Genomic DNA, 18,441 nt, shown 5'->3' with positions numbered 1-18,441 from the left:
AGGCAGGAGGCGTGTCTGAATCCTGCGCGCCTCGTCTCTACCGACAAGCCCGAATTCCCGGCCTGGGCCGTTATACTCGGCGCTTCGTGCAATCCCGTGCTGGCAGGACCCGTCCATGACGCAGATACCCGAACGCATTCTCGTGCAGGCTCACCTGGCAGCCAAGCAGCCCAAGCCGCTTACGCCTGAGCAGGAAGCGCGGCTGCGCAGTGAGATAGCCGCCGAGTTGAAGCGCCAGAATGCGGTGCTGGTGGCGCATTACTACACCGATCCGGTGATCCAGGCATTGGCCGAGGAAACCGGCGGCTGCGTCTCGGACTCCCTGGAAATGGCGCGCTTCGGCAACGAGCACCCGGCCCAGACCGTGCTGGTAGCCGGCGTCAAGTTCATGGGCGAAACGGCGAAGATACTCAATCCTGAGAAGCGCGTGCTCATGCCCACGCTCGAGGCGACCTGTTCCCTCGATCTGGGCTGTCCTGTCGATGAGTTTTCGGCCTTCTGCGATCAGCATCCGGAGCGCACCGTGGTCGTCTATGCCAACACTTCGGCGGCGGTAAAGGCACGGGCTGACTGGGTGGTGACATCCAGTTGTGCGCTGGAAATCGTCGAAAGCCTGATGGATAACGGCGAAAAGATCATCTGGGCGCCGGACAAGCATCTGGGCAACTACGTACAGCGCGAGACCGGTGCCGACATCCTGCTCTGGGATGGCGCCTGTATCGTCCACGAAGAGTTCAAGGCCAAGCAATTGGCTGACATGAAGGCTCTTTACCCGGATGCCGCGATTCTGGTGCATCCGGAGTCCCCGCAGGCGGTGGTCGAACTCGCCGATGCGGTAGGTTCGACCAGTCAGCTGATCAAGGCTGCGCAGACCTTGCCGCAGCAGACGCTGATCGTTGCGACGGATCGGGGCATCTTTTACAAGATGCAGCAGTTGTGCCCTGAAAAAACGTTCATCGAAGCGCCGACCGCCGGCCAGGGTGCAGCCTGCCGAAGCTGTGCGCATTGCCCCTGGATGGCGATGAACACGCTGGAGCGGACCCTGGAATGCCTGCGCGCTGGCAGCAATGAAATCTTCGTCGATCCGGCGATCATTCCGCGTGCGGTCAAGCCCCTCAAGCGGATGCTCGATTTCACCCAGGCCGCGCGGCTGAAACAGGCCGGCAACGCCTGAGCCTTTGCATCGGCGCTGAATGTTCAGCGCCGTTTTCAACTCAGCGCAGCATTTCCTCGACCATTCGCTTTTCTTCGATCAGCTGTTTCTGGCGCGCGTCGATCCGTGATGCGATCTGGAAGTTGCTGGCACGACGCTTGGCGAGGTCGAGTTGCTCGATGCCCTGGTCATAGTCGCCTACCAGGGCGAAGTACTCCGCGCGTGCTTGATGCAGGCCAACGATGTTGCCGCTGAGCCCGCGCACTTCGGCGACCTGATACCAGATATCGGGATCCTGGCGGCGCTGCTCCACCAGCTTGTCCAGCTCGCGCTCGGCTTGCTGTGTCTCGCCCTTCTCCATCAGAAGGTCAATGTGCATCTGGCGCACCGGGTAGTTGCCCGGATATAGCTGCAGCAACCGCTGTAAACGGGTCTGCGCCTGTTGCAGGCGGTTGGCGGTGATGTCGAGTTCGATCTGCGCGAGGTTGTAGGTGATGTCGTCCGGTGCCTTGGTTAGCAGCGGTGCAAGGCTGCTGTTCGCTTCGTCGAGTTGCCCTGCTTTGACTTGCGCGAGCGCAAGGCCATAGCGTGCGGCATCCATCTCTGGATTTTCGCTGAGCATCGCGCGGAATCGCTTGGCCTCGACGCCCGGTGTTCTTTCGAACTTCAATTGCGTTCGAGCGCGCATCAGCTGGTAGCGCAGGCTGTCCTGTGCTCCACCCTGTGGATACTGTTCCGCTCGGTTTGTGGTATCGGCGATGCGTGATTCACTGACCGGGTGCGTCAGCAGGAATTCCGGTGGCTTCTGATCGTAACGATACTGGCGCATGAGGCGACCGAACATTGAGGGCATCGCACGCGGGTCGTAACCGGCCCGCTCGAGGTTGACGATGCCGATGCGGTCGGCCTCCTGTTCGTTCTGCCGGGAAAAGCGGCGCTGGGCCTGGATGGCAGCGGCCTGGGTAGACACGATGGCGGCGATGCCGGCATCACCTGCGCCGGCTGCGGCGGCGACGACGCCAGCCAGCATGGCGGCCATCAGAGGCAGTTGCATGCGCTGTTGCGCTTCCAGTCCGCGGGCGAAATGGCGCTGGGAAAGGTGCGCCAGTTCGTGAGCCATCACCGATGCATATTCGGCTTCGGTCTGGGCATAAATGAACAGGCCCCCGTTGACACCAATGATCCCGCCTGGAGCTGCGAAGGCATTCAGTTGCGGGCTGTCCAACAGGACGAATTCAAGGCGACGATCCTGCAGCTGACTGGTTTCTGCCAGGCGATAGACACTGCTTTCTACATAGTCCTTGAGCTGTGGGTCCGAGAGCTGGCTAACCTGCCCGCGCAGCAGGCTGAGCCATGCCCGGCCGAGCTGGTGCTCCTGTTCAGGAGAAACGATGGAGGAGCTGGCATCGCCGAGCGAAGGCAGGTCGTTGGCCAATGCTGGCAGTGCAGTCAGGCAGGCGAGCGTGAGCAGGGCGGGGCGCAGCAATTTCATCCAGACAGGCTCGTTGAGTTGAGAGCGGCTACTGTAGCCTTGACCTTGGCCGGCTGGCCAGAGGCCCGCTGTGCTAGGTATGCTGCGAGGCTTTTCTGTGGAGGCGAACCATGACCGAAGCGCGACCGCAATCGCTTGAATGCGATGCCGAACTGGATGCTGTTGGGCTTGACTGCCCGATGCCTCTGCTCAAGGCCAAGCTGGAGCTGAACCGTATGTCCAGCGGTGCAGTGCTCAAGGTCATTGCCAGCGATCCGGGTTCGCAAAGGGACTTCCGCAGCTTCGCCAAACTGGCCGGTCATGCATTGCTGCATGAAGAGGTCGAAGGTGGTCTTTATCGCTACTGGCTGCGCAAGGCCTGACGATTCGCTTCGAGGAATGAAATGCTCAAGGTATTACGCGGCTGGATGCAGCGTTACTTCTCCCATGAGGAGGCAGTGGTTCTTGCAGTCTTATTGTTTCTGGCTTTCGCCGCCGTCCTGATTTTTGGTCGGATGCTGGCGCCGGTACTGGCGGGATTGGTGCTGGCGTTCCTGATGCAGGGGTTGGTGGGCGCGCTGGAACGGCTGCGGGTGCCGCATCTGCTCGCGGTGTGGCTGGTATTTCTGATGTTCATCGGTGTGATGGTGGTCTGCACGCTGTTCATCGTGCCCTTGCTCTGGCAGCAGGTTCTGACCCTGTTCAACGAACTGCCGCGCATGCTGGTCGAGTGGCAGTCGTTGCTGCTATTGCTGCCGGAGCGCTACCCGCAGCTGGTGACCGAGGAGCAGGTGCTGCGCGGTATCGACTTTATTCGAAGCGAGATCGGCCGTTATGGCCAATTGGTGCTGACATCGTCGCTGTCCAGCCTGCCGCTGCTGATCGGACTGATGATTTATCTGGTCCTGGTGCCGATCCTGGTGTTCTTTTTCCTCAAGGACCGGCAGCAGATCAGCGATTGGATCAAGAGCTATCTGCCGCGCGAGCGCGGGCTGATCACTCAGGTCTCGCAGGAAATGAATCTGCAGATCGCCAACTACATCCGTGGCAAGGCGATCGAGATCCTGATCTGTGCCGTGGTGTCGTATGCAGTCTTCGCCGCGCTGGGGCTTAACTATGCCGCGCTGATGGCGATGCTGGTCGGCGTCTCGGTCGTGGTGCCCTATATCGGCGCGACGGTCGTGACCATTCCGATCGCGCTGATCGGAATATTCCAATGGGGGCTGGGCGACCAGTTCTTCTACCTGATGGTGGCTTACGCGATCATCCAGACGCTGGATGGCAACGTGCTGGTGCCCCTGCTGTTCTCCGAGGCGGTGAATCTGCACCCGGTGGCGATCATCTGCGCGGTACTGCTGTTTGGAGGGTTGTGGGGCTTCTGGGGCGTGTTCTTTGCCATTCCGTTGGCGACCTTGTTCAAGGCCGTTCTCAATGCGTGGCCAGGCGAGCCTAAGGCGGGTTTGGTCGAAGTGGCTGAATGACGCGGGAAGGGCTGGCGCTGTGGCCAGCCTTTTTCATTCGGCGTTCAGTGCTTGCGCGGCTTGAAGGACCGCCTCTACGTGGCCCGGCACCTTGACCGTACGCCACTCCTGTCGCAACACGCCGTTGCGGTCGATGAGAAAGGTGCTGCGATCCACGCCGAGGTATTCCTTGCCGTAGAGCTTTTTCAGTTTGATCACGTCGAACAGCTGGCAGAGCTGCTCTTCTTTGTCACTGATCAGCTCGAACGGGAAGCCCTGCTTGGCGCGAAAGTTCTCATGGGTCTTCAGGCTGTCACGGGAAACGCCGAATACCAGGGTGTTCGCCGCCATAAAAGCCTGGTGGTGATCGCGAAAGCCCTGGCCTTCGGTTGTACAGCCGGGTGTGTTGTCCTTCGGGTAGAAGTACAACACGACCTGCTTGCCTGCCAGCGACTCGAGTTTGATCAGCTGACCACTGGTGGCCTGAGCCTGAAAGGGCGGGACGGGGCGGTCGATTTCAACGGCCATTGTGGGCTCCTGGTTACTGATCTCAAGGGTTCTGCGGACGCCAGGGCTCGATCAGTGCGTCGAGGTTCAGTGCGTCGGCGAAATCGAGGAACTGGTCGCGCAGCCAGCTGATCTGCGTACCCGCCGGGAGCGTGACGGTCAGTGTGGCGTTGAGCATGGTTCCGCCGGTCTGTGGGGCCTGGTAGGTGTCGCAGGTCAGGCTTTCCAGTTCGACGCGATGGTCGATGAAGAACTGGCACAGCTCATTGAGGATGTCGGGACGAAAGGCGGCGCTCACATAAGCGACGTAGGGCAGTGCCTGCGGGCGGTTTTCCAGCGCCTCGCTGCGCACCACGTTGGCGGTGAAGGAGTGCTTCTTCGCAAGCCCCGGCAGGGTCGTTTCCATCCGGGCCAATGCGTCCCAGCTGCCAGTGACTTCCAGAACCAGTGCACTGCATTCGCCGTGGCGGGTCAGCCGCGTGCTGACAACCGCGCAGCGATTCTCGTTGGCGGCCCGGCAGAGCACGTTGGTCAGCTCCATCGGGTTGGCGCCGAGCGCGCTGATGACGAGAAATTGTTCGCGGGGTAGAGGGGGGGTGGACATGCAGCATTCCTGGCGGTGGTGAATCGGTCGGCCAGCCAAGCCGAAAACGGCTAAGGGTAGCGAAAACCGAGGGCAGAGGGAATGCGCACTGCCAAATGGCCCCCGTGGCGAGGGCTCGGCGCCTGGTCCCCATCGGCTTTGTGCAGCGTGCTTCAGGCTACTCGCAAAGCGCTGGGGAGCCTTGTACCATTACGCCTCTTTTTTATTATTCCGGCAGGAGTGGTTGCATGATTGCGGGCAGTATGGTGGCGCTGGTCACGCCCATGGATGCGCAGGGCGGTCTGGACTGGGACAGCCTGAGCAAACTGGTGGACTTCCACTTGCAGGAAGGCACCAATGCAATCGTTGCTGTCGGGACTACCGGTGAGTCGGCCACGCTTAGCGTCGCCGAGCACATCGAAGTGATCCGGCGCGTCGTCGACCAGGTCAATGGCCGGATTCCGGTCATCGCCGGTACGGGCGCCAACTCCACCAGCGAAGCCGTCGAGCTGACCGAGAACGCCAAGTCCGCAGGCGCCGATGCCTGCCTGCTGGTGACCCCGTACTACAACAAGCCGACCCAGGAAGGCCTCTACCTGCACTTCAAACACATCGCCGAGGCCGTGGCGATTCCGCAGATTCTCTACAACGTGCCCGGTCGTACCGTTTGCGACATGCTGCCGGATACCGTCGAGCGGTTGTCCAAGATATCCAACATCATCGGGATCAAGGAGGCCACGGGCGACCTCAAGCGCGGCCAGGAAGTGCTGGATCGTGTCAGCAAGGATTTCCTCGTGTACTCCGGTGATGACCCCACTGCCGTCGAGCTGATGCTGATGGGCGGCAAGGGCAATATCTCCGTGACCGCAAACGTGGCGCCACGCGCCATGAGTGATCTCTGCGCCGCTGCGATGGCCGGTGATGCCACCACTGCTCGGGCAATCAACGAGCGTTTGATGCCGCTGCATCGCGCTCTGTTTCTGGAAGCCAACCCGATCCCAGTCAAGTGGGCACTGCACGAGATGAGCCTGATGGGTAATGGCATCCGTCTGCCGCTGACCTGGCTGAGTCAGAGCTTCCAGGAACCGCTACGCCAGGCAATGCGCCAAACCGGCGTACTGGCTTAATAACAAAGGAATACGCATGAAGCGACTGGCCGGACTTTCGACCCTTGCCCTGATGATCTCTGCAACCAGTGGCTGCGGCTGGCTGTGGGGCGATGATGGATATTTCCGTGACCGCGGTAGTGACTACCTTTCGGCGCGTCAGACCGCACCGATGCAGGTTGCAGTCGATGGCGAGACCCGCCCGCTCGACCCGCTGCTGCCGATTCCGCAGCAGGTTGCTGACAGCACTGGCGTTCCTGGCAAGTACGAAGTGCCGCGCCCCCAGCGTTTGCAAGTGGCGGCAGAGCTCAGTGATTTCAGCGTGCAGTCGTCCGAGGATTCTCGCTGGCTTGTGGCACAGTACACACCGTCACAGGTCTGGACCGCCGCGCGGCAGTTCTTCACCGACAACGGCTTCAGCATTGCTGAAGAGCGCCGCCAGACCGGCGAGTTCACCACGGCCTGGCAAGGCGCCGCGGGGCTGAACGACGCGTTGGTACGCAATCTGGGCATTCAGGATGGCGAAACGCGGGTACGTGTTCGCGTCGAGCCGGGTGTACAGCGCAATACCAGCGAGATCTTCGTGGTCAGCGTCAAGCGTCCAGCCGGCAGCACCGCCGACGTGGCCTGGCCGGAGATTTCCAGCAACAAGGAACTCGATCGGGTACTGCTCGACGAGTTGCAAGCCAGCCTTACCCAGAGCGCCAAGCAAGGCGGCTCGGTGTCGCTGCTGGCAGAGCGTGATTTCGATGCGCCGAGTCGGGTGAATCTGACCGAGGACGGCAGCGGCAATCCTCTGCTGCAGCTGGATAGCGATTTCGATCGCGCCTGGTCCAGTATCGGTCGAGCCCTTCAGGCGGCGGACGTACGCGTGGACGATCTGGACCGCAGCCTTGGCGTGTATTACGTGAATCTGAGCGAGCGTGCCGACGATCCGGATGACAAGCCCGGCTTCTTCAGCCGTCTGTTCGGTGGTGCACCGGACAAGGACGAGATCGAGGCGCGGGCTGAGCGTTATCAGGTACGTCTGACTCGTGTCGGCAATGGCGTTCAGGTCTCGCTCGACAAGAGCGTCGACACCGTCGCACCGGCCGATGTCGCACGCCGGGTGCTCAGTCTGCTCAAGGACAACCTGGGCTAAGCGAGAGCTGCCCTTGCAACACGACACGGATAGGCGAAACCCTCGGTTTCGCCTGTTTCGTTTCTGCCGACCTGCCAACCGCGGAAGTTTCGTATGACCACTCCCACCGCCCTCAGCCTGAAGAAGATCTATTCGGGCAAGGTTCGTGATCTCTACGAGATCGACGACAAACGCATGCTCATGGTCGCCACCGATCGTCTATCGGCGTTCGACGTGATTCTTGCCGAACCGATTCCGGAGAAAGGCAAGATACTCACCGCGATCTCCAACTTCTGGTTCGACAAGCTCAACGGCCTGATCCCCAACCACTTCACCGGTGACAAGGTCGAAGACGTTGTGCCGGCAACCGAGTTGCCGCTGGTAGAAGGCCGTGCCGTGGTCGCCAAGCGTCTAAAGCCGGTAGCAGTGGAGGCGATTGTGCGTGGCTATATCGTCGGCTCCGGCTGGAAGGAATACCAAAAGAGCGGCACGGTTTGCGGCATCCAGCTGCCAGCCGGCTTGAAAGAAGCTGCCAAGCTGCCGCAGCCAATCTTCACACCTTCGACCAAGGCGGCAGTGGGCGATCACGACGAGAACATCTCGTTCGAGCAGTGCGAGGCTATCATCGGCAAGGAGCTTGCTGCCCAGGTGCGCGACGTGTCCATCGCGCTCTATAGCGCGGCAGTCGAGTACGCAGCCACGCGCGGCATCATCATCGCCGACACCAAGTTCGAGTTCGGGCTCGACGACGACGGCACGCTGACGCTGATGGACGAAGTGCTCACACCCGACTCGAGCCGCTTCTGGCCAGCCGATAGCTACGAGGAAGGCAAGAACCCGCCGAGCTTCGACAAGCAGTTCGTCCGTGACTGGCTCGAATCCACCGGCTGGAACAAGCAGCCGCCGGCTCCAGCTGTTCCGGCCGACGTTGCACAGCGAACTGCCGACAAGTACCGCGAGGCGCTGACCCGTCTGACGGCCTGACTGAACTGCATGACCAGGCTCGCCCTGCGTCCGCTCATGGTGGGCCGCAAGAGACTGAAAACGGTAAAAAATCTATGCAGTTGGGGTTCGACAAACCTGCTCCAGCTGCTATGATGCGCGCCGCTGGAGAGATGCCGGAGTGGCCGAACGGGACGGATTCGAAATCCGTTGTACCCTCGCGGGTACCTAGGGTTCAAATCCCTATCTCTCCGCCACTACATATAGCCTAAGCCCCTGAACTCGACAGAGTCCGGGGGTTTTTGCTTTTTGTGGCCTCGGTATGCGGCGGCCGGGTTTGTCTGATGATGGCTATGCTTCAACGGCAGGTGCAGTCTGCTGCATGGCCATCACAGTGTTGTGCGAAGCGAGGGGAGGGTGATGTCGCAGCTACGGCGGGGCTTTATCCTGACTCGGCACTGGCGGGATGCGCCGGAGGGTACGGAGGTCAGTTTCTGGCTGGCAACCGACGCTGGCGCACGGCAGCTACGTGTCTCGCATCAAGATTCCGTCGCTTTCATCCCCGAAGAGCAGCGTCCTCTTGCTGAAGCGCTGCTACGTCGCGAGCGCGACGTGGAATTGCGACCGCTGGCCTTGTGCGACTTCCGCCATCGGCCAGTGATGGGGTTGTACAGCCGTTCGTACCGTCGCTTGCTGGATTGCGCGCGGTTGCTGCGTGAGGCCGGGGTGGACGTCTATGAGTCCGATATCCGTCCCCCCGAGCGCTACCTGATGGAGCGTTTCATCACCGCGCCGGTGTCCTTTTCAGATGCGTCTGGCGGCGACGGTGCGTCGATCGATGCGCAGCTCAAACCGGCGCCTGACTATCGCCCGACGCTCAAGCTGGTTTCGCTGGATATCGAAACCACCTCCCGTGGCGATCTCTATTCCATTGCCCTGGAGGGCTGTAGCCAGCGCCAGGTCTACATGCTCGGACCGGAAAACGGGCAGGGCACGACCGTCGATTTTTCTCTGCAGTATTGCGATAGCCGACGCGAGTTGCTCGAGCGGCTGAACGACTGGTTTGCCGAGCATGACCCGGATGCGATCATCGGCTGGAATCTGCTGCAGTTCGATCTGCGCGTGCTGCGCGATCATTCGCAGCGCCTGCAAGTGCCATTGCGTCTGGGGCGCGGTGGTGCGGAGATGGAGTGGCGCGAGCACGGCGGTCGCGGCAATCATTATTTCGCCGCGGCCGCTGGGCGCTTGATTATCGATGGCATCGAGGCGCTTCGCTCGGCGACCTGGAGCTTCCCCTCCTTTAGCCTGGAGAATGTCGCCCAGACCCTTCTGGGTGAAGGCAAGGCCATCGACAATCCCTACCAGCGCATGGCGGAAATCGATCGCATGTTCGCCGAGGACAAACCGGCTCTGGCGCGCTACAACCTCAAGGATTGCGAGCTGGTAACACGCATCTTCGCCCGCACCGAACTGCTGACCTTCCTTCTCGAGCGCGCCACGGTAACCGGGCTGGCTGCCGATCGCAGTGGCGGTTCGGTCGCGGCCTTCGAGCATCTGTACCTGCCGCTGATGCATCGCCAGGGCTTCGTCGCGCCGAATCTTGGCGAGCGGCAGCCGGAGGCCAGCCCGGGTGGTTTCGTGATGAATTCGCAGCCGGGGCTTTACGAATCAGTACTGGTGCTCGATTACAAGAGCCTCTATCCGTCGATCATACGAACCTTTCTCATCGACCCGGTGGGGTTGATCGACGGGCTGCGCCAGCCGGATGACGAACAGTCGATCCCCGGCTTCCGCGGTGCGCGCTTCTCGCGGACTAGGCACTGTCTGCCGGCAATCGTGGAGCGTGTTTGGGAGGGGCGCGAGACGGCGAAACGCGAGCACAACAAGCCGTTGTCACAGGCGCTGAAAATCATCATGAATGCCTTCTATGGCGTGCTCGGTTCCAGTGGCTGCCGCTTCTTCGATACGCGGCTGGCCTCGTCCATCACCCTGCGCGGTCACGAAATCATGCGGCGCACCCGGGAGCTGATCGAGGCGCAGGGGCATGCCGTCATCTATGGCGATACCGATTCCACGTTCGTCTGGCTGCGCAAAGCTCATTCAGATGACGAGGCAGCGCTGATCGGCCGTCAGCTGGTGCAGCACGTCAATGATTGGTGGCGAGTGCATCTGCAGGCCGAGTACGGGCTGGTCAGCGCTCTGGAGCTGCAATACGAAACCCATTTTCGACGCTTTCTGATGCCCACCATTCGTGGTGCGGAGGAGGGCAGCAAAAAGCGTTATGCCGGACTGATCACCCGGCCCGATGGCAGCGACGACATGGTCTTCAAGGGGCTGGAAACCGTGCGTACCGACTGGTCGCCGCTGGCTCAACGCTTCCAGCAAGAGCTCTACCAACGCATCTTTCACCGCCAGCCGCACGGGGAGTACGTGCGCGACTACGTACGGCGCACGCTGGCCGGTGAGCTGGATGAGCTGCTGATCTATCGCAAGCGCTTGCGCCGCAGGCTCGATGACTACCAGCGCAATGTGCCACCCCATGTGCGTGCCGCGCGTTTGGCGGATGACTACAACGACCGTCAGGGGCGGCCTCGGCAGTATCAGAACGGTGGCTGGATCAGCTACCTGATGACGGTCGCCGGGCCCGAGCCGCTGGAAACACGGTCATCGGCTGTCGACTACGACCACTATGTAACGCGGCAACTGCAGCCCGTGGCGGATGCGATTCTGCCCTTCGTGGGCGATGACTTCGCGTCGCTCGTCGACGGGCAGCTCGGCTTGTTCTGAGTTCACCGGCTCGCGGCATCTATCTGGTGCCGGGCCGGTCATATGTCGAGCAACATTCACTGGAGCTCCGACATGTACCTGATTCAGTTGCTGCTACCGCTTTACGACAACGATCAGCAGGCGCTGCCGAAGTCGTCTTTCCGTGCTGTGCGTGATGAGCTCATCGAGCGTTTCGGTGGCCTGACCACCTATTCGCGAGTCCCGGCGAGTGGCTATTGGCTGGAAGAGGGCGACAACGCGGTTCATGACGACTCGGTGGTCTACGAAGTCATGGTCAATGATCTGGACAGGGGTTGGTGGGCAGATTATCGCGCCGAGCTGGAGCGCCGGTTTCGGCAGGAGAGCCTGGTGATCCGGGCACACGCTCTGACGCTGCTGTAGGCGCTGCCGCGAAGAGCGATGGCCGGCGGACCCGGCCATCATCGTTGGTTACTTGCGAACCCAGTTGCCGTTGAGCTGAATGATCTGGCCCGAGGGCGTCTTCTCGATGGCTTTCTTGCCGGCGATGGCTTCCACGTCGCTGACGCTGATGCCGTTCTGCTTGGCGACGCGGTGGTACTCGGCTCGGCGCGCCTGATTAATCTGGCTTGCGATGTCCTCGGCGTTCTGGCTGGACCGCACCACGCCGAGATAGCCGTCGGGCTTCTCGCCAAGCAAGCCGCTGGCCTTGGCGTCACCCAGGGCGGACATGGCTTCGTTGAGTGTCATGGCTGCCGCTGGCAGAGCGATCATGAGTGCCAACAGCAGGCTTGCCAATTTCAGATAGGTTTTCATCGTCGTCCTCAGAACAGTCCGCTGTCTTCGTTAATGATCGAGTCGAGCTGCTTGTCCACCCGGATGTAAATCTCATGCTCGATCTTTACGTTCAGGTTGATGTTGATCGGCTCGTTCGGTACGGCCAGTTCCACCCGCGGCGTACAGGCGCTGGCGAGCACGGCCAGCAGCAGAATGGTCAGCGATTGGCGCAACCGCATGGCGGTCTCTCTCCTGTGTCGGCTAGGGCTGCAGGGCCTCATTGAAGGCGTTGAAGATGTTCCTGCACCCGTCGTTGAATTGTTTCGCTTACCCGGTCGCTCAGTTGCAAGCTGGTCAGCAGCGCCGGAATGTCCTCTTCCAGATTGATCGAAAAATTGATCGGGCGGCCTCCTTCCAGGGCTGGGTTGCGGCCGTTCAGGCGCAGCGCGAGGTTCAGTTTGCCGCTCTCATCATAGCGGACGTCACTGCTCAGCCGATCATAATGAAAATCGTGCAGGGCTTCGGTGACGATCTTCATGGCCGGGTTCGACTGGCCAAGGGCTTCTATCTTCGGCGAACGAAAGCGCAGTACACCGCCGGGTGTGCGCGCGGACAGCTCGCCCTGGTCGACGCTGAACCCGAGTGCGCTGCGGCGAATGTCGAAGCTGCCATCAATCAGGCCGCTGCCATCGAGCCCTTCGGTAGGGTAGGCGGCGAGCATGTCGCTCAGTTGCAGTCCTTGCAGCTTGGCGCTTAATTGTTGCTGCGGTGCAGCCAGGTCGAGCGTGGCGGGGGCGAGCCAGAACCTGCCGCCGAAGATTTGGGTTTCCGCGGTTGCCCAGCGCAGCTGGCCTTGCACTGGATGATCGAGATCGGTGCGGTAGTTTCCGCGCAGCAGCAGCGGGCCAAAAGTGAATCCGGGGTTGAGCTGAGCGAGGCGCAGCTCGGTTATATCCAGCTCCAGGCGGTTGCGCTCGAGGCTTGCTGCGATTCTTGCGTCGAGCCCGGATATCTCGGCGCGGTCGATGATGCCGGCCAGTCCGCGGGCCTCCAGCGTGAGCCTGGCGGATGGCGGTGTGCTGCCAGCTGGCACAGAAAGCGTGCCATCAGCCAGCAGGCGACCGCTGTTCAGTTCGAGCATCTCCGGCCAGGCTGTGAAGCTGCGGGCAAGCGGGTTGCCGGCGCGCAGAAAGATCTCCTGTAGCTTGCCGCTTGCCTGTAGTGGGCCGTTCCAGCGCTTGTTCAGGTTTGCTGCCAGTATCAGCCCGACATCGTTGCTCAATGGGCCGGTCGCTGCCAGTTTTGTGGCATCAGCTTCCAACTGCCCGCTCCAGTGCCAGCCCTGGGAGATCAGTCTCGGGTGATCCAGTCGGCTGACGCGCAGGTCCAGCGGCCCCTGTACGCGCCAGCTAGGCGGCTCTGAGTTGCGGCGGTCGAGATGCAGGCTGAGCGGTTGGGAGAGCAGGGCCTGCAGTTGGCGGGCAGTGAGTTCTCCGCTGGTCAGGTCGGTGAGGGTGGCCCGTGAGCTTTTATGCAGCTGTACATCGATCTGCTCGAGGCTCGCACGACCGGAGAAGTCCAGCGTGGCCTCCAGACCTCCTAGCGAAAGTGCATCCAGCTTCAGCTTGCTACTGCGCAGTTGCAGTTGCGCCTGCTCGATCTGCAGTACATATGGCGGTGCGGTATTCAGTCGCACCCGTGCCTGCAGGGTCGCCGGTGTGGCGCCTTGGGCGTCCAGCTTGACCTGTAGCGGCAGTTCGTCTCGTTCGGTTTCGGCATCCAAGGGCTCGATCTGGATGCCCAGTCGCTCAGGTCGCAGATTCTCGGGAAGGTCGGCGACGAGTGCCGGTTCGGGGCGTAGCTGTACATTGGCTTTCAGCTCGGGAGGCAGCCACTGGCCATCCTGTCCATTAGCCGCGAGGTCGATATCGCCTTGCAGCTCGCCAAGCCCGATGATCGGCCATGGCGCCGGCAGGTGGCCGGAGAGACGCAGATCCCCGCCGGCACGGCGCCATTCGAGCGTGCCGTCTGTCGAGCGAGGCACGCTAAGCGCCCAACCTGCGCCAAGCCGCATGTCAGCTGGCATGTTCAGCGGGGTAGGTTCGTAGCCGGTCCAATCGCTTAGCCAGCTCAACAGCCAGGGCGCTTCCGGCAAGCTGCCCATGGCAAAGGTGGCATCGGACCGCAGGGTGTTGCCGAGGAGGTTGAGCCGGTTACGGCCTTCCAGGCGCGACTGCTCGTCGATCAGCAGTCTGGCCTCGATCAGGCTGTGCATGGGGTCTGGTCCCTGTGCACTGACGATCAGCGAAACACGGTGTTCGTTGCGGCGCAGGTCCAGCCGGGCATCGACAGGCAGCAGTGTTTCGCCGGCGTGTTCCAGCCACAGGCTACCCCGTTCGTCGCACTGACCTTTCGCGCAGGGGAGGTCCATCCTCAGATCAGCTATGGTCATTCGCTGCGGCAGCCACGCCACCCAGCGTGCATATTGCTCGGCGTCGCGCGGAGGCGAGCTCCCGTTCCCGGCATGCGGTAGCGAGAGTAGGGTCGTGCTGAGACGATCTATTTGAAGCGATTGTGGTGGAAATGGCTGAAAAAGGCTGGGAACTTGCAGTGCGATATTTTCAGCCCGGACGGTCAGGTTGAGGCCGTTCTCGGTCAGCTGTGCATAGTCAAGCTGGCGGATCGATATGCTTCTGGAAGAGACACGCAGCCCCTGCCAGTCGAGTTCGACGATGCCTTGTTCGCGCTTGAATGCTGTCCATTGATACCAGGCGAAACCGCCGGCAAGTAGCAGCAGTAGCAGCAGGCCAGCCAGCAGCCAGCGCAGTATTCTCGACGGTTTCGTCATTTCCAGTTCCAGAATGCGAGGCGTACAGCATAGCCGCAGACAAGCGTAGCTACCGTGCTCCGGCAAGGTGCGCAGGGCGACAACAGCTTTGTCTGAAAGTTCGCTCTTGTGCCGCTGCAACCCTTGTGGCAAGCCGCTTTGCGCCTGATGCGCTGAACTTGTGCACATTTGCGCAGCACGCCTGTCAAGGCCTTATGACAAACTGTCGCAAATCGCCTGAGCTCATAGATCGTTAATAACCAATTGAAAAATAAGCACTTTTTTCATTGGCGAAAAAAACGTCAGTTTAAGCGCAGCCCCCATGAGACGTGGCATTCATAGATTTGTCTTCTGTTTGTCCACTGACTTATCCACAGCTTCTGTGGATTAATTTTTGGTGTGATCCGGATCTAATTTTTTCGCTTTTGACAAGACTTTAACTCTCGGAAAAAAGGAGTAGAGTGCGCGACCTTATTCATCCAGCCCCCAGATGTGCATGAGAACGCGTACAGCCTCCTCCGCCTCCTTCGCCACTACCGCCCCTACGGCACGGTTGCCGCTGCGCATGGCGCTGTGGTTGCTCGATAGCCAGCACCTGGGCAGAAATCAGGGTGTCAAACGGATTGCAGGGCGCCTGCTCAAGCAGCCGGCGCGTGAGGGCGTGGTGGAAGCGCAGAGTCGTCTGGGGCGTCTGCTGTGCTGCGAGTGCGATGGTCAGCGCGACCGCCGTATCGGTTTCGAGCTGCTGCGTCAGGCGGCCCGTGCAGGCGACTGCCAGGCACAGCTGGAGCTGGGGCGCCTTTATTGCCAGCCCGACCACAGCGAACCTGCGAAGGCGCGTCTGTGGCTCGAGCAAGCCGCCGCACAGGGTTCCCAGGAGGCTGCGAGCTTCCTTCAGCGGATCAAGGGCTGACGGCACCCGCCTGACCACCCACCTGCGGCTCGCTATACTGCCCGGCACTTTTGCCGGAGCCCTTCATGTCCTTTGATCCTCTTCATCTATTGGCCGGTCTGGCGCTCGGCCTGGCTGCCCTGGCTGGGCTGAGCCTTTATCTGCAGCGCCGCCTGTCCGTCAGCGAGTCCGAACAGGCGTTGCTCGATGAGCGGCTCCGACAGGCCACCCTGGCGCAGGAGGGGCTGACGGCGCAGCTGGAGAGCTGTCGGATCGAGCTGGCCGAGTTGAGTGGCATCAAATCAGCGCAGCAGGCCGAGCTGGCTGCGCTGCGCCGCGAGGCCGAACTGTTGCGCACGCAGCGTGACGGTAATGATGAAACCATTGCCGACCTGCAAGCCGAGCGCGACGCCCAGCAAGGTGAACTGCGCCGGTTGAGCTCGACCCATGCCGCACTCGAAGCCGAACTGCGCGAACAGCACAACGCCCATCAGCAAAGGCTGGCAGACCTGCAGGCAGCGCGTGACGACCTGCGGGCACAGTTCGCCGAGCTGGCCGGCAAGATCTTCGACGAGCGTGAGCAGCGTTTCAGCGAGTCCAGCCATGAGCGCCTGGGGCAGCTGCTCGAACCGCTGAAGGAACGCATCCAGTCGTTCGAGAAGCGAGTCGAGGAGAGCTACCAGAACGAAGCGCGCGAGCGCTTCTCCCTGGCTCGCGAGCTGGAGCGCCTGCAGCAGCTGAACCAACGCCTTGGTGATGAAGCGACCAACCTGACCCGTGCGCTGCAAGGGCAGAAGACGCAGGGCAACTGGGGCGAGCTGGTTCTGGAAAAGGTGCTGGAGCACGCCGGGTTGGAGAAGGGCCGCGAGTACCATACGCAGGTCAGCCTGAAGAGCCCGGACGGGGAGCGTTTTCAGCCGGATGTGCTGATCCATCTGCCCGGGGACAAACAGGTCGTGGTTGATGCCAAAGTCAGTCTGACCGCCTATCAGGCGCTGACCTGCGCCGAGGATGAAGGCAGCCGGGCGCTGGCGCTCAAGCAGCATGTGCAATCGCTGCGCAGCCACCTCAAGGGGCTCTCGCTGAAGGACTACCAGCGCCTCGATGGCTTGCAGAGCCTCGACTTCGTGCTGCTGTTCGTGCCGATCGAGGCGGCTTTCGCGGCCGCCCTGCAGGCAGATCCCGATCTGTTCCAGGAAGCCTATGGGCGGCACATCGTGATCGTCAGTCCGACGACCTTGCTCGCCACCCTGCGGGTCATCGACAGCCTCTGGCGGCAGGAACGGCAAAGCCAGAACGCCCGGGAGATCGCCGAGAAAGCCGGCGGGCTTTACGACAAGTTCGTCGCCTTCATCCAGGATCTCGATGAGATCGGCAGCCGATTGCAGCAGGTGGATCGTGCTTACCTGGCGGCGCGCAACAAGCTTAGCGATGGTCGCGGCAACCTTGTTGGTCGAGCCGAGCAATTGAAGTCGCTCGGTGCACGGGCCAGCAAGCGCTTGCCGGGCGACTGGCTGGAGCGTGCCGGTGCCGAGGAACTCAGCGAGGCGGGCGACTAGATCACGGCGCTAACGCAACAGCAGCACGGCGAGCGCAGTCAGCAGCCCGGCGAACATGATCGGCAGGGTACGGATAGCCAGTTCACGGCCACCGATGAAGGCGATCAGCATGGCCTTGACCAGGCTGTTGCTCAGCGCGGCGAATACGATGCCGCGCGACGCGACCTCATGACTGAGCCCGTCGCGGGCATTGTTGGCCAGCGAGAGGGTGATCGCATCCACATCGGTCAGACCTGCGACCAGCGACACCATGTAGATGCCGGCATCGCCCAGCCAGCGCCGTGCACCCTCGACCAGTAGCAGGATCAACACCAGCAAGGCGGCGAAGCGTAGCGCCGGTCCCAGCTCGAACGGGTTCTTCAGCAGGGGCTCGGCAGTGTCTGTGGGCGTTTTGGCTGCCAGCAGGTAATAGAAGATTGCACCTGCTGTATAGATGGCGCCGGCGCACGCCAGAGGCAGGATCAGGCCGGGAAGCAGCGCCGGATTGACCAGCCCCACCTCCAGTAGAACGCGAGGAAACATGAGCGCCGACGTCGCCAGCAGGCCAGCTGCGAGCGCGGCACGCAGCTTCGGCGCGTTCAGCCGCGCCAGCGTGATGGTCATCGCAGTGGAGGAGACGATGCCGCCAAGCAGTGCCGTGACGAAGAGGCCGTGACGGGGGCCGAGAATACGGATCGCCACGTATGCGGCGAAACCGATTCCGGCGATCAGTACCACCATCATCCAGGTCGTGTAGGGATTGAGTGCCTGCCAGGGGCCATAGCCCTGGTTCGGCAGCGTGGGCAGCAGCACCACGGAGATGAACAGCATCTTCAGCGCGCCGCCCAGTTCCGCCTCGCTGAGCCGCTTCAGCGCCTGATGCAGCGGGGCTTTCAGGCTCAGCAGCAGCGCCACGACGATGGCGCATGCGGCGGCGAGTTGCCGGCTCTCCGCGACCGCCAGGCTGCCGAGAACAAAGGTCAGCAGCATGGCGACCTCGGTGGTCATGCCATGGTCGCCGCTGCGACGCGCATCGATCAGATAGCCGGCAATGACCAGCAGCGCGAGCATGGCGAACATGGCCACCCAGGCAGAGCCGCCGAGATGGCTGACGCTAACCGCCGCGAGCCCGCCGAACAGGCCCGACAGGCCGAAGGTGCGGACCCCGGCGACCAGCTCCTGGCCGGGGCCGTCTCTGCCGCTCCAGCTACGTTCGGTGCCGATCAGTAGCCCGACGGCAAGCGCCGTGGCGAGGTTGAGAAAAAGCTCGAGCGTCATCGGCCACCTTGCCGCCAAGTGTGCAAATTGCCAGCAGTGTAA

At 61.7% G+C, this 18,441-nt stretch carries 17 protein-coding genes and 1 tRNA gene; 11 read left to right on the top strand and 7 right to left on the bottom strand.

Annotated features, from left to right (window positions below; genetic code table 11):
- Positions 1–115: 115 nt before the first annotated feature.
- A complete protein-coding gene (gene nadA / locus LW136_RS15640; protein ID WP_041014610.1) occupies positions 116–1,174 on the top strand; it encodes a quinolinate synthase NadA in 1,059 nt (352 codons plus the stop codon).
- A 40-nt stretch (positions 1,175–1,214) separates the two neighbouring features.
- Here nadA and LW136_RS15635 read toward each other — a convergent pair whose 3' ends face one another.
- Positions 1,215–2,645: a M48 family metalloprotease gene (locus LW136_RS15635; protein WP_023446252.1), complete on the bottom strand. Its 1,431-nt coding sequence runs from the start codon at positions 2,643–2,645 to the stop codon at positions 1,215–1,217.
- A 110-nt stretch (positions 2,646–2,755) separates the two neighbouring features.
- Here LW136_RS15635 and LW136_RS15630 point away from each other — a divergent pair, with 110 nt between their 5' ends.
- Together LW136_RS15630 and LW136_RS15625 are read left to right on the top strand one after the other, a co-directional pair.
- Positions 2,756–3,007 (top strand): sulfurtransferase TusA family protein, encoded by a 252-nt coding sequence (locus LW136_RS15630; RefSeq protein ID WP_014821027.1) that lies wholly within the window; start codon positions 2,756–2,758, stop codon positions 3,005–3,007.
- Positions 3,008–3,028: 21 nt separating this feature from the next.
- Complete coding sequence (locus tag LW136_RS15625; RefSeq protein ID WP_014821026.1) at positions 3,029–4,105, top strand: AI-2E family transporter; 1,077 nt, start codon at positions 3,029–3,031, stop codon at positions 4,103–4,105.
- 33 nt (positions 4,106–4,138) lie between these two features.
- Here LW136_RS15625 and LW136_RS15620 read toward each other — a convergent pair whose 3' ends face one another.
- Positions 4,139–4,612: a peroxiredoxin gene (locus LW136_RS15620; RefSeq protein WP_090521336.1), complete on the bottom strand. Its 474-nt coding sequence runs from the start codon at positions 4,610–4,612 to the stop codon at positions 4,139–4,141.
- A 22-nt stretch (positions 4,613–4,634) separates the two neighbouring features.
- On the bottom strand, positions 4,635–5,195 hold the full coding sequence (locus LW136_RS15615; RefSeq protein ID WP_090521334.1) for a glycine cleavage system transcriptional repressor: 561 nt from the start codon (positions 5,193–5,195) through the stop codon (positions 4,635–4,637).
- A 227-nt stretch (positions 5,196–5,422) separates the two neighbouring features.
- Here LW136_RS15615 and dapA point away from each other — a divergent pair, with 227 nt between their 5' ends.
- The 6 genes from dapA (at position 5,423) to LW136_RS15585 (ending at position 11,510) form a co-directional block, all read left to right on the top strand.
- Positions 5,423–6,301: a 4-hydroxy-tetrahydrodipicolinate synthase gene (gene dapA / locus LW136_RS15610; RefSeq protein WP_090521332.1), complete on the top strand. Its 879-nt coding sequence runs from the start codon at positions 5,423–5,425 to the stop codon at positions 6,299–6,301.
- Between the two features lie 16 nt (positions 6,302–6,317).
- On the top strand, positions 6,318–7,421 hold the full coding sequence (gene bamC, locus LW136_RS15605) for an outer membrane protein assembly factor BamC (RefSeq protein ID WP_090521330.1): 1,104 nt from the start codon (positions 6,318–6,320) through the stop codon (positions 7,419–7,421).
- A 93-nt stretch (positions 7,422–7,514) separates the two neighbouring features.
- A complete protein-coding gene (locus tag LW136_RS15600; RefSeq protein WP_090521328.1) occupies positions 7,515–8,384 on the top strand; it encodes a phosphoribosylaminoimidazolesuccinocarboxamide synthase in 870 nt (289 codons plus the stop codon).
- 125 nt (positions 8,385–8,509) lie between these two features.
- Positions 8,510–8,599 (top strand) — tRNA-Ser (locus LW136_RS15595).
- A 163-nt stretch (positions 8,600–8,762) separates the two neighbouring features.
- Positions 8,763–11,129 (top strand): DNA polymerase II, encoded by a 2,367-nt coding sequence (locus tag LW136_RS15590; protein ID WP_090521327.1) that lies wholly within the window; start codon positions 8,763–8,765, stop codon positions 11,127–11,129.
- Between the two features lie 72 nt (positions 11,130–11,201).
- Positions 11,202–11,510: a hypothetical protein gene (locus tag LW136_RS15585; RefSeq protein WP_090521325.1), complete on the top strand. Its 309-nt coding sequence runs from the start codon at positions 11,202–11,204 to the stop codon at positions 11,508–11,510.
- A gap of 48 nt (positions 11,511–11,558) precedes the next feature.
- Here the strand turns inward: LW136_RS15585 and LW136_RS15580 are convergent, their stop codons facing one another.
- Genes LW136_RS15580 through LW136_RS15570 form a run of 3 tightly spaced genes read right to left on the bottom strand, consistent with a single transcriptional unit; the run spans position 11,559 to position 14,712 of the window.
- Complete coding sequence (locus tag LW136_RS15580; protein WP_014821015.1) at positions 11,559–11,903, bottom strand: YdbL family probable chaperone protein; 345 nt, start codon at positions 11,901–11,903, stop codon at positions 11,559–11,561.
- A gap of 8 nt (positions 11,904–11,911) precedes the next feature.
- On the bottom strand, positions 11,912–12,103 hold the full coding sequence (locus tag LW136_RS15575) for a YnbE family lipoprotein (RefSeq protein WP_041014564.1): 192 nt from the start codon (positions 12,101–12,103) through the stop codon (positions 11,912–11,914).
- A gap of 38 nt (positions 12,104–12,141) precedes the next feature.
- A complete protein-coding gene (locus LW136_RS15570) occupies positions 12,142–14,712 on the bottom strand; it encodes an intermembrane phospholipid transport YdbH family protein (protein WP_102832580.1) in 2,571 nt (856 codons plus the stop codon).
- Between the two features lie 544 nt (positions 14,713–15,256).
- Here LW136_RS15570 and LW136_RS15565 point away from each other — a divergent pair.
- A complete protein-coding gene (locus LW136_RS15565) occupies positions 15,257–15,604 on the top strand; it encodes a tetratricopeptide repeat protein (RefSeq protein WP_014821012.1) in 348 nt (115 codons plus the stop codon).
- Positions 15,605–15,669: 65 nt separating this feature from the next.
- Positions 15,670–17,142: a DNA recombination protein RmuC gene (locus tag LW136_RS15560; RefSeq protein ID WP_102832579.1), complete on the top strand. Its 1,473-nt coding sequence runs from the start codon at positions 15,670–15,672 to the stop codon at positions 17,140–17,142.
- Positions 17,143–17,151: 9 nt separating this feature from the next.
- Here LW136_RS15560 and LW136_RS15555 read toward each other — a convergent pair whose 3' ends face one another.
- The gene (locus LW136_RS15555; protein ID WP_023446240.1) at positions 17,152–18,399 is read right to left on the bottom strand and encodes an MgtC/SapB family protein; all 1,248 of its coding nucleotides are present in this window, start codon (positions 18,397–18,399) and stop codon (positions 17,152–17,154) included.
- Between the last annotated feature and the right edge of the window lie 42 nt (positions 18,400–18,441).

Source organism: Stutzerimonas kunmingensis (assembly GCF_021432085.1).
GTDB lineage: Bacteria > Pseudomonadota > Gammaproteobacteria > Pseudomonadales > Pseudomonadaceae > Stutzerimonas.
This window is presented reverse-complemented; position numbering and strand designations above follow the sequence as displayed.